Source organism: bacterium, from assembly GCA_021371935.1.
Classification (GTDB): domain Bacteria; phylum Armatimonadota; class UBA5829; order UBA5829; family UBA5829; genus UBA5829.
On sequence record JAJFVF010000022.1, the window covers coordinates 1 to 12091 of the forward strand.

The window sequence follows — 12091 nt, forward strand, 5'->3', positions numbered from 1 at the left end:
TGCATTTCTTAGGCACGTCGCTAGCGTTCGTCCTGAGCCAGGATCAAACTCTCCATAAGAATATTTATGTCACTACGCAAGAAACGTAGATAAACAACTCAAGAGAGTCTATCTGTTGTTCATACTTTACCAACACCTGCAATAGCAGGCTGAAACTCATAACCTTATTTCACGCTTGCACTATTTAGTTTTCAAAGAACTTCGCTCTTACCAGGAGGTGTCTACCCCCAGGCGCGAGATATATAATACCACCCTGGATCAGCCTTGTCAATCGAATTCGGAGACTTTCTGCGTTTTTTTTGACCTTACCTAGTAGGGTATCGTCAACTTAAGCAGATGCCAGCCAGGCACAACCACCATGTTATGACTCAACACCAGATATGCAACACTTAGCGCTCCCATAGTAAGCAATGCCCCAATCCATAAGCCATAGTATAATCTTCTGCGCTTGTTTTCAGCCAATGAAAAAGCAATGAGACCATATGAACAAGCCAAGCCACTCATCATATAGCGGCCGCCGAAGCTGAAAGCGAAATCTATAAACCAGGCCTGATACTGCTGGGAGACGAAGATGGACATAATCAATACCCCCATCAGCCAGTGTGCCGGATCACATGCTGATCTACGTTTGGCGCTATGTCTACGTAACGATGTCAAAACTGCTGCAACAATCACGCAAAACACAACCCCACATAGCAGCAGCGTTATCAGTGGGAATGGCATCCAACCAAGCTCTACAAATGAACTCCCGAACGTACCAAAGAGTGTTGTCCATATCAGAAGCCCGGCCTTTCCGGACACCAATAGAAGCGGCCATCCTGGCAGAACACTGCTTATAGTGTGCGGAAAAACCACATGATATAACAAGCCGTTTCGGTAATACCACCAGCCTGCCAGTATCATAGCGGCTAGAAATGTTCCAAAAATTCCAAGTCTGCACTTCTCCCACCTCTTTGAAGCTTCAGCGGCAGGCGCAAAAATGTATGCCAGCACCACTACAGGCACCATGGAAAGTGCAGTAAGTTTGGTAAGAAGTCCCAAGCCAAGCGCTATACTCAAAATCACCTGGTCGGATCGCCTGGCTGTTCCTCTGGCAACCCTCATTGCCATCCAGAAAGCAAGTGTCGACCATAAAGCACACATAATGTCTGGATTGGGATAAGACGAATATTCCAGCACAAGAGGCGTGACACTTAATGCCGCCAAAGGCACAAGAGCAAGCTCATTATGATCCTTGAAATAATCTAGAAAGAATCCCCGAGCCACCCAAAATAGACAAACACCAATCAGTAATGAATACCACCTGAGAATCTGCCATCGCCAATTCTCAGGCAAAAAACTTGAAGCTCGATAAACTACAGCGCCTGTTGCATACATCAACGGAGGATGCTGACTTTCGTAGCCCGCTTCACCACCTCCATCCGGCTTCCATATCGGCAGACTGCCGGTGCGGGCCATATACTTGATATATTTAACATGTGCCGCCTCATCTGGCGACAGCCCCAATGGCAGAACGAGACTGTATATGATCCCTCCGCATAAAAACACCGCAAACAACAGTAATGTCCCTCGCCGAGTCGAGCGATGTGCAACATTTGTAATCACATCCGCAACAGACTTATTCATCATAAGCTCCATTATTCACACGGAACACAATTACCTGACCGCGTCTATAGACAGGTCTCAAACCTATTTTCTCCAGCTTATATGAATGTTTGTTATCGATCATTACTACATAATCGGCTTTACTTTCTTGAATGAACTGCTCACAAATGTTGAGCGGGATCAGGTTATTCTCCATCAGATGGAAAAACCGCACTTTGTGAGCATAATCTGGTGTTTCACTCCAATGGCCATAGCATACCTGCACACCAGTGAACGCAGGAGTAAACAACGCAAATGTTGGTGGAGCCAGAACACTATCGTTCCATTTAGCGCGCCTTTCAAGGAAATGCATTGCACCCCATTCTTGCTTGCTCATATATGTCTGGTATCCGGGAACTGTTATGCCATCCAATAGCATATTGACATCAGTTGCTACAAACCGAACATTGCTTATCACGGTCAGCAATATCAACACTATAAGAATATATTTGTATTTGCTTGCCGCTTTGGACGACAGCAATCGACCAACGGCATATGCGCAGAGTATGCACAATGGTATGTGCAGACCCATCACAAGTTTTCTCTGTTGTGCGATTGGTATAAACGGGACCAAGAAACCTACAAGCGCCCATACCGTGGGGAAAAAAAATGACAATCTGCCCCGGCATCGCCCTCCTGCCGACCATAGCACGACACCCGCTATTGCTCCTGCAAGGATAAGCCCGTAACCCGATAAGAGAAACCAGAATTCGGGCGATGGAGCACCTGAATTTGCACGAGCACGATATACCGCATCAACTGAATACAAATAGAACTGATAACCTGTTGATGGAATGGCTATTAACGCCGCAAGAATGCTCAATGCAATCGTCCTGGTTGGAAACTTCTTCATTACAATTGCATGACTTACAACATAAGCCACCCATATACATGCGATAGTAAGAATGTCATATGTATGAACGTTTCCCAAAATCAACAGGTAAGCACCAGCTGTAACAGCATCGCGCACCCGACCATTGCGTTCGGTAAGAATCAGATAATAAAACGTTCCCAACATTAATATCTGACTGAACAGAAACAGAGGATTAAGATATATGGAAAGAAACGTAATAGCCTCTGGCTGCCACAGGTCAACTGAGCGTGGAAGCTGACCTGGAGACACCAACCAACCAATTCCAGACGAGAAACCCACCAAAACCATCAATACAATTCTTTGCTTTGACTCATACAGGAAGAGCTTTGAAAACTTCCATATCGCCAGAATTAAACCAAAGCCAAAGACTATTCTGAACAGATGAAAAACGATAATCAGCGGCAGGTGCGTGACCCGAGCAAAATTGCCCATCACCAGAAAGAGAATGTTAAACGCTTTGGCGGATTGGGGATCGTTGGTGAATAGATTGCGTATGAAGAAATGGCCATCGGCTGCCTGACGCATCCAAGAAAGATAGACCGCGCCATCGTCGATATTATGAGTAAGACCCAGAAAATGGTAGCCCTTTGGAGTGAGGAACAAACCAAAGATATACGGCAGAGTGGTCAGCAGCATGATAGCTGCCGCACACATAAACACCCAGTTTCGTTCGGACCTGCTGCTCTTTTCCATCATCTATGACGATTATACTTCAGGAAGCGATATGTGCCAACTCCGCAGATCGTGCCGACACCGATGAGCATAAGGTACAGGCCGAAATAGAATGCGCGGAAGCCCATGGTCCATTTCGGGGGCTGTGCATGAATATAGTTGAGCGATTTATAGATGCGAACTCCGTCAATCGTATTGATCAGTTTGAGTGAAGCATCATTTATCTCATCACGTGACAAGATATACTTCGCTGCGCGGCCTACATCCGGCGTGTATCTGCGCATTAGCACCATATTGCCGTTTTCCTGTGGGCTGGAGTCCCCGCCCTGAATCCTGCTCGACCAGTCCTTATATGACTTTGTGAACAACGAATCGTATCCTTGCATATCATACAGCCCGTAGACCATTGCGGCATTTGGCGGAAGAATGGCATCGGGAGTATTGTATAGGCTCCAGTTCGGATTGATCGGCGCTATGCGCGAGCCGTCCATTGTTAGTGACTGGAGTTTCTTCGTAAGTGGCGTATCGGGATACACTTTTGATCGGGAACATGTGGGATTATAGTTGACTCCAAAAGCGAAGAGGTCGGCAGCAATTAAGACAACAACCATCACGGGATACATAGAGCGGGCGACAGTGTCTCTACTTCTCGCAAGCAGCAGACCCAGCGAAACCAGAATCAAAACCGTGAATATTCTTCCATTTGGACCGGCCAGACCAGAAAATGATTTGCCTATGATACCTGCAATATAACTTGCACCCAGTATATTTGTTATGGCAAAAAACACTCCGACAATCAAAAAAGCAAATAGTGCGGCGAGTTCACCCCACATCAATTCCCTGCCCCGCACACACACTTTCTCCTGCGCGCGTTCAGCAAAATAATCCGCTCCAAAGCCTGCCATTACGGCTATGCTGAAGAAATAAAGAAGCAAGATCCTGTTGGGTCCGCCGAAAGCACTAAAGCCTGGTATGAAGAAGTAAAAAGGCGCATTTATAGGTGTGCCCAGAGCACATAGCAGCGCAAATAGTGCAAGAAAAGCAAAGAAACCTATGCACGGCTTGTCTTTTACCCGGCCAAGCGAGATTATCGCAAACATCAATGGCAATATGCCTATATACAGTCCGTACTCCATAAAATCAGCGGCGCTGCCCAGGAAATATGTGTTTTTGCTCGGATTACCGAAGAAATTGGGGACGAACATAGTAATTAAGCGATACGGTTTCAGGGCGTTGCCGATAAACCAAGCATAACCCGCACCCGTTACCTGCCTGATACGATGGGAGTGCTGCGCAAGATCATGACTTGGAAGTATCTGCGGAGCCGATATGAGAAACGCAATCGCCACAAACACAACGAATTGAAGCATGGCATATTTTGCAGAATTATTCAGACCATCTGACCGCCACTTGCCGATACACTTCCATATCCACCAGAGCACAGACGCCATAGCTACATAAAACGCTATCTGGAAGTGACCGGCCAAAAATGCCAAACCCAAAGATCCCCCGGCGAGCATTGCATAAAAAGTGGATCGTTTCTCGACAGACCTGTGTATAAGAAAAAGTGTTAAAGGTAGATATACTGCTACACTTATAAAAGTCGGCAGTTCCAGCCACAGCACAATAAATGCGCTGAATGTAAAGCATATCGCCGATACTATACCGCCCAGCAGCCCTGCGCCGAGTTCACGCATAAACTTATAGGTGAACACCTGAGCCAGAAACAGGTGCAGTGCGGCAAATATAGTAAATGCGGTGATCGGATCGAAGATCAAAAACAGCAGATTGCCCGGATAGAGCACTGCCGACTGGCCGTTCGCCTGGAACGGTGTGCCGCAGAACTGATGTGGGTTCCACAACGGAATATGACCTGCTCGTATCGATTCGGCATAGAAAACTCGCCATGGGTAAAACTGAGCGATTGCGTCCCACTGCAGAGCGTTCCACTGAGGAGGCGGACTTGTGGGTTTTGTGACGCTGTTCCATGGAGACATCTGAGCCAGATAATCGCCAGGCAGCAGAGCATCTCCTCTAAATATAGGCCTCCAGAGGAATATGCACACCAGTATCAAAAACAGCACATACGGCAGTAGGCCTTTGATCCTAATACTTTTAGTGTCCTTGTCCAAGTCCAAACCCGATAAATGAAACCCCGGCGGAGATGAAAAACAGCCCCAGCCCCGCCAGTTTCCAGTTGACCCGTTCCTTCAAAACAGTTGCCGATAGAATCACGACCAGAAAATAGCTGATGCTGAGCATCGGATAAGCCACGCTCAATCTCACTTTGCTGAGCACCAGTATCCATAAAAATGCGCTTATCACATATAAAAATAATCCGGTCAGAACGCGTGGAGTAAACATCGCGCGCACGATGTTGAAAAGCGTCTTGACTATGGAATCGCCGATTAGGTTAACATTGCCAAGACCCAGTTTTTGCAGCACCTGTGCGGTCGCCATCAGTGTGACCGATGCGCACATCAAACCGAATGAACCTAGTGTGAGATTGCCCTGCACTTAACTGCCCTCCTGAGTGGGCTTTTCTTTCGCCTGGCCCAATCCTACACCTATGAAAGATACTCCTATTGAAATGAGAGCCAGACCGACGCCGGCCAGCATCCAGTTCACTTGTTCATGAAGCATGCACCCCGAAAGTATCACCACCAGAATATAGCTCATGCTTATCAGTGGATATGCGACACTCAGCCTTACTTTGCTGAGCACGACAATCCAAAACAGAGTGCTGACCACATACAGCCCAAGCCCAAGGAGCACATATGGAGCCATCATCGCGTGAAGAATATTGATGAAAGTCTGCATCATCGAGCTTGACGCCAGCTTCTTTGCGCCGAGGCCGAGCTTGAGAAATACCTGGCCGAATGCACCGAGGGTTATTGCAATACAGATGATGCCGAATGAAGCCGGAGTGAGATTGCCCTGCACGAGCAGTAACCTCCAAAATAGTGTTGACTCAATTATAGACCAAGATGGGGATTTAGGAAAGTCTGAAGTCAAAACAAAGGACGTCCGGGGCAAGAATACCCCGGACGATCAAGATCAAGGTAATCGTAAGTCCACTAAGTATAGGCCAGTATTTGTTGCACTTTGGGAACTGTTTCTTTGTACTCAACAATGCAAGATGATATACTGTTTATATGAAAATAATTTTTTTAGGGACTGCTGCTGCAACTTCATATCCTTTGGCTTTTTGCCAATGTGATTATTGCAAAGAGGCAAGAAAACTAGGAGGAAAAAATCTAAGAAAAAGGTCGTCGATAATCATTAACGACGATCTACTTATAGATTTGGGGCCAGACGTATTATCTGCTTCATTTATGTATAATAAATCAATTGCCGATATTAGGTACTGTCTGCAAACCCATCCTCATTCTGACCATTTTGATCCTTCACATCTTACAACTCGAATACCGGAATATATGGGAGTAAGTACCCCGCCACTAGAGATTTATGCATCTTTGGCAACCCTAACAAAGATGTCTGAAATGCTCAAGAATGAAGGCTACGTTGCAGACCTGTTTGATCTTAAAGAACAGAAGAAAATGAACCTCAAAATTAATCCAGTAGTTTCCCAGCAAACTTTCGTGGCAGGTAGTTATAAAATCACGGCATTTTCGAGCGACCACGACAAATCCGCAGATTCACTCATTTATAGTATATCTGAAGATGATTTTACCTTACTTTATGCAACTGATACCGATTCATTTCGCAAAGACGTCATAACAAGCTTTGTTAATAAGAAGATGCGTTTTAATGTCGTTATTTTAGACCATACCTACGGTCCAAACGCTGATAGTGGAGGTCATCTTAATGCAAATAGATTTATTGAGCAATTAGAGCTGCTTAAAGAGCAAAACCTATTATCAGATAATGCCCGAATACTCGCAACACATATATCACATGAAGGAAACCCTCCATATACAGAGCTTTCTAATTATGCTAAGCAGTTTGGATACGAAATTGCATATGATGGTATGGCGGTCTGATAGGGAATTGGCTCTGGGAATACCTCGGACGATATATATCAAGATTTAAGAAATATGAGGTAGAAACAAAACCGTCCGGGGCAAGAATACCCCGGACGATCAAAATAGGAAGTAGGTAATAGGAATTAGGAAACAGGTAATAGTGTGCAAGTTGCACCACCTATTTCCTAATACCTGATCCCTATTACCTGTTTTTTTACGCTATCTTGAGAAGTTCTTTTGCCTTGTCGACTGCGCTCGCCGCATCAGGAGCATAGCCGTCGGCATTGATCTCGTCGGCATAGTTCTGAGTGACTGGAGCGCCGCCGATCATAACAGAGATCCTGTCACGGACTCCCTCATTTTTCATCGCCTCAATGGTCTCTTTCATTGCAGGCATGGTGGTCGTCAACAAAGCAGAAAGCGCGACAAGGTCTGCGCCGTCCTTAATCGCCTGAACAAACGTCTGAGGCTTTACGTCGACGCCGAGATCGACAATTTCAAAACCGGCGCCCTCAAGCATCATCGCGACCAGGTTCTTGCCGATATCGTGAAGGTCACCGCTTACCGTGCCTATCGCAACCTTGCCCTTGGCCTCGACACCACTCGAAGCCAGTTTCGGACGAAGTACCTCCATTGCCATCTTCATAGCACGAGCGGCAATCAACACTTCCGGTACATAGAACTCATTGTTCTTGAACTTTGCGCCCACAACATTCATACCGGCCACAAGACCGTTATTCAGAATGTCACCGGGGTTCATCCCCTCGGCAAGCGCATTCTCTGTAATCTCTTTTGCGTCCGGCGCTTTGCCATTGATTATGGCCTGCGCCAGTGCTTCCATATCAGCCAATCTAGCTCCTCCTTAAATTGCTGACATCAGACAATGGTGATTCATATTACCACTGTCCGGTTTTGTTTCGCCATAAGTATAACCATTGTGCACATCAGATGCAAGGTTGTTTGAGAAAAAATGCAAAATATTTGACTTATAAAACTGCTCCTGCGCCTGGAAACATCATTCTCTCCATCAATTCCATCTGATAATATGGCGATACGGCAAGCTCGATATGCTCAGCCATTTGCGCCAACTGCCTGCCCAGTTCCATCTCTTTTTCACACAATAAAGCCAGCTTTGCGCCTGCACCTGCCGCATTGCCGATCGATATGACCCTCTCAGGCGTAATATCAGGAATCAAACCTATCCGAATAGCGCTCTCGACACGAATATAGCTGCCGAACGCACCGGCAAGCATTATCTGATCCAGGTGGGAATCGGTGATGCCTGCGGTCTTTATCAGCGTCTGGATTGCGGCATGGATCGAACCCTTTGCAAGCTGCATATGACGGATATCGCCGGATGTAAGAGTAATGGCTTTGCCCGAGCCGGACTGCATCTCGCTTGCCAATACGAACTCGACCCCGCACTCAGTCTCAATCAACCTTGCTCGAATTGCATCCGGCAGATTGGCTGCATCACTGGGTGAAACCATTCGACCGCTCTCATCGATAATTCCCGCATCCAGCATCTGCGCGACTGCATCCACCAAGCCGGACCCGCATATCCCAACCGGCGGTTTATTATGAATTGTAGTTATATGGACATCACCGTCTATAATCACGCTGTCGATTGCGCCCGGAGCGCCGCGCATGCCGCAGCTTATGCCCGCCCCCTCAAACGCGGGACCGGCAGCAGCCGAACATACATACAGATGCTGCTTGTGTATCAATGCCATCTCGCCGTTGGTGCCTATATCGACCGCAAGCCGGACGCTGCCGTTATCCTCATACAGGCTCGAAAGCAGCACCCCCACAGTGTCTGACCCGACAAATCCCGCAATATTGGGCAATATGACTACTTTTGCCTCGGGATTGACCTCAATGCCCAGATCATGTGAGCGCACGGTGATATCTGCGCATATGGACGGCACATATGGCGATTGGCCAAGACTCGTAGTATCGATCCCAAGCAGGAGATGGGTCATGCATGTGTTGCCGACCACAGTTACCTTATATATATTGTCCAGCGATATTTCGGAACTATCGGCAAGATCATGCGCAATAAGATTCAAAGCACCGACAGCAGCGGACTGCAATATATTCGCGCCGTCATCTTGAGTCGTGGCAAAGCTGATACGGGAGACCAAATCGTCGCCGTAGGCCATCTGGGGATTCATCACAGACGATACCGCCATCTCCTGACCGGTCGTCAGGTCCATCAGATAGCCGACTATGGTCGTGCTGCCCAGGTCATAGGCAATGCCGTAACACTTATCAGTGGTATCCCCCGGCTCGACCCCGATCAGCTCATCATCAAAAATTACTGCAGTGACTTTGTAGTCCGCACTGCGCATATCGGCTGAGAGTGTGCGCACTACATTCAGGCTCGGTTGAAGATGTATGTCGCGGGACTTCAAGCTAACTGCAAGCCGCTCGAACTCGGCCTGCTCATCTTCAAGGCTGGGCGCTGGAAGCTCGCAATAGACTTTGGCGACGTTCGAGAGCACCGCGCACTCTTTATGAATACCTCTGCTCAGTATCTTCTGAACCAGTGAGCGGCTGGACTCGGGTATCTCGACAGTCACATCGCCCAATGCGTTCGTCATGCATGCCAGTCTTACACCCGAAGCGAGTTCATCAGCGGTCAGGCGTTCGCGCTCGGTGGGGTCCGGCTCCGTTACATCACCATGCACGACTACCCTGCATTTGCCGCAGATGCCCATACCGCCGCATGGCGTCTCGACTCCTCGCCCTGTCGCGGCGGCTGCCCTTGATAGCAATGTGCCCGAGGGGACCATTACTTCCATCCCATCGGGCTCAAATATCACCTTTACCAATTTATCTTTGCTCATAATTGCACGAAATACATTATATTCTTCTTCGCGGTCTCGTTTTCCGGATCGGCCGAAAGCACGGCCTCGAACTCCGCTCTTGCCTCGTCACACATTCCCAGCATCGAGTATGTCAGCGCAAGGTCATTTCGTGCGCCAAGGTTGCCCTCGTCAAGGCGTACGGCAACGGTCAGCTCTTCTATGGCTTCATCGAACAGGCCTACGAAGCCGTAAACTAGCCCGAGCTGCCTGTGCGCCTCAACGCTCTCAGCGTCAATCTCGAGAGCATGTTTGAGTTCCGACTGAGCTTCATCGTAGCGCCCATCGTTTTTGAGGCTGACGCCGCGCTCTATGTGCTCTTCTATCTGCCCCATGACTTTCCTCGGTGGCACGCAAAACCGCGCTTGGATGCAGTATATCAGCATATCGACTTCAAATCAAGTTTACTTGACTCTTTTTGAGCATGGGGGTATAATATCCGAGCACAAAACACATTCGGGCGATTGGCTCAGTGGGAGAGCGCTTCGTTCACACCGAAGAGGTCACTGGTTCGAACCCAGTATCGCCCACCACGCTTCTTGTGATGGACTGCCTGCAATTTCGCTGTTACTCCAGAGTGGCAGGCTCCTCGTTATTAATCACCTTTATTTCACGCCACCTGCCGCTGCGATACCTCATCCAGAAAGCAATAAAGAGCACCATAAACCACAATATCATCGCCACCCAGCCTGCCTGAGCGCTGAGATGCATCACCCTAAACATGACAAACAGGATTACAACCATCAGCCAGTGCAGGATTACGGACATACACATGGCAAAGAATGTGTCTCCCGCACCTCGCAAAGCCCCGCAAAATGCAATTATGATCGCCTCAAGAAGCACATACAGCGACATTAACCGGACCATGAAGACAGTCAGAGGCATGGCATTCGTGAAAACAGTGTCATTTACGTCCGGTCGAAAGATATTGATAAGCGGGTATGGTATAGTCAAAAAAAGCACCATCATAACTGCGGAAAACAGTATCCCGGCCTTTATGCCCGACATCGCCACATGATGCGCTGTGTCGGGTCGCCCGGCTCCCATATAGCGCCCTACCAGGCTCGTTACGGCTATCTCTATGCCGATCAGAGGAACATACCCGACCATGTCCCAGTTGAAAGTGATTGTGGCGGCTGTGGCAACTGTCTGACCCAGTGATTGAAAAAGCATGATTATCGCAGTAAATGCGGAGAGCGTGAGAAAGAACTCCAACCCCGCCGGGTATCCGAATTTGAGGAGTTTGCGCATCACGTCAAGATCGAATCTGTATGATTTTCCAATGCTGTATTCCTTGTATTTGTTACCGAAGAAATATGCCGTCATCAGGATCAATAGACCACTCAGGCCACCTGCTATGGTTCCATATGCCGCTCCTCTGATCCCCATCGGCTGGAAACCGCAATGACCAAAGATAAGAACGTAGTTTGCAAAAATGTTGACCACCATGGCAGTCACTGACGCGACCATCACAGTGCGGGTCCTGCCGATGCCTGAAAAGAAACAACTGAAAACATTGCGCATAAGACCAATGATCGTGCCATAGATCATTATACTGAAATAAATAATCTGCGGACCCAGCTGTTCGGAGGCAATGCCGAAAGATCGAAAAGAAGCCTTGGCCAACGGGGCAATTAGAAGTATTATCGGATAAGCCACCAGCGCAATGACCGCTGCTTGTGTGACGACTATCGCACAATTGTTCTTGCGACCCGCACCGTAATATTGACCGATGAGTGCAGTGCTGTAACCGATCAGGCCGATGAAAAACGTCATTAGCATGAAGCTGGTCATTCCGCCGCCAAGCGCCGCATTCATTTGTGAAGAACCCAGCTTCGACAAAAACAGCCTGTCGGTGAAGGTCATCACTGTGTCGCATACACTCGATGCCATCATCGGTAGGGCTATTACCAGCAGTTCTCTGACGCTGCCCGGCGTGTATTTGGCGGTCTTGTCATGTGTTTCTTGCATCATTATTACTTCCTGTCATCACCGCCTCTGCTGAGTTATTGCCGGTGTGGATTGTCTTGTCCAAGGTACTGTATAGA

10 protein-coding genes and 1 tRNA gene are annotated in these 12091 nt (G+C 48.0%); 2 read left to right on the forward strand and 9 right to left on the reverse strand.

All coding sequences use genetic code 11. The annotated features are described in order from the left end of the window. Nucleotides 1-309 precede the first annotated feature (309 nt). From LLG46_14540 to LLG46_14560, 5 genes are read right to left on the reverse strand one after another with little or no spacing between them, the layout of a single operon-like run. Nucleotides 310-1629 (reverse strand): hypothetical protein, encoded by a 1320-nt coding sequence (locus LLG46_14540; protein ID MCE5324515.1) that lies wholly within the window; start codon nucleotides 1627-1629, stop codon nucleotides 310-312. Continuing rightward, nucleotides 1619-3214 carry a hypothetical protein gene (locus tag LLG46_14545; GenBank protein ID MCE5324516.1) on the reverse strand — a complete coding sequence of 532 codons (1596 nt, stop codon included), beginning with the start codon at nucleotides 3212-3214 and terminating at the stop codon, nucleotides 1619-1621. The genes LLG46_14540 and LLG46_14545 overlap by 11 nt, the downstream gene beginning before the upstream one ends. Then, the gene (locus LLG46_14550; protein ID MCE5324517.1) at nucleotides 3211-5322 is read right to left on the reverse strand and encodes a YfhO family protein; all 2112 of its coding nucleotides are present in this window, start codon (nucleotides 5320-5322) and stop codon (nucleotides 3211-3213) included. The genes LLG46_14545 and LLG46_14550 overlap by 4 nt, the downstream gene beginning before the upstream one ends. Then, nucleotides 5306-5707 carry a hypothetical protein gene (locus tag LLG46_14555; protein ID MCE5324518.1) on the reverse strand — a complete coding sequence of 134 codons (402 nt, stop codon included), beginning with the start codon at nucleotides 5705-5707 and terminating at the stop codon, nucleotides 5306-5308. The genes LLG46_14550 and LLG46_14555 overlap by 17 nt, the downstream gene beginning before the upstream one ends. After that, nucleotides 5708-6133 (reverse strand): hypothetical protein, encoded by a 426-nt coding sequence (locus LLG46_14560; protein MCE5324519.1) that lies wholly within the window; start codon nucleotides 6131-6133, stop codon nucleotides 5708-5710. A 212-nt stretch (nucleotides 6134-6345) separates the two neighbouring features. Here LLG46_14560 and LLG46_14565 point away from each other — a divergent pair, with 212 nt between their 5' ends. After that, nucleotides 6346-7194 carry a hypothetical protein gene (locus LLG46_14565; protein MCE5324520.1) on the forward strand — a complete coding sequence of 283 codons (849 nt, stop codon included), beginning with the start codon at nucleotides 6346-6348 and terminating at the stop codon, nucleotides 7192-7194. Between the two features lie 196 nt (nucleotides 7195-7390). On the opposite strand, the gene LLG46_14570 is transcribed toward LLG46_14565, so the two are convergent. The 3 genes from LLG46_14570 to LLG46_14580 all read right to left on the reverse strand — a co-directional run bounded on the left by LLG46_14570 (nucleotide 7391) and on the right by LLG46_14580 (nucleotide 10378). Next, nucleotides 7391-8026, reverse strand: coding sequence for a corrinoid protein (locus tag LLG46_14570; GenBank protein ID MCE5324521.1), 636 nt, complete (start codon nucleotides 8024-8026; stop codon nucleotides 7391-7393). A gap of 136 nt (nucleotides 8027-8162) precedes the next feature. After that, nucleotides 8163-10025, reverse strand: a complete 1863-nt coding sequence (locus tag LLG46_14575; GenBank protein ID MCE5324522.1) for an ASKHA domain-containing protein — start codon at nucleotides 10023-10025, stop codon at nucleotides 8163-8165. Continuing rightward, complete coding sequence (locus LLG46_14580; GenBank protein MCE5324523.1) at nucleotides 10022-10378, reverse strand: hypothetical protein; 357 nt, start codon at nucleotides 10376-10378, stop codon at nucleotides 10022-10024. The genes LLG46_14575 and LLG46_14580 overlap by 4 nt, the downstream gene beginning before the upstream one ends. A 123-nt stretch (nucleotides 10379-10501) precedes the next feature. Between LLG46_14580 and LLG46_14585 the strand changes: the two genes are divergently transcribed. Then, a tRNA-Val gene (locus LLG46_14585) sits at nucleotides 10502-10576 on the forward strand. Nucleotides 10577-10610: 34 nt separating this feature from the next. On the opposite strand, the gene LLG46_14590 is transcribed toward LLG46_14585, so the two are convergent. Beyond that, a complete protein-coding gene (locus tag LLG46_14590) occupies nucleotides 10611-12017 on the reverse strand; it encodes an MATE family efflux transporter (protein ID MCE5324524.1) in 1407 nt (468 codons plus the stop codon). Between the last annotated feature and the right edge of the window lie 74 nt (nucleotides 12018-12091).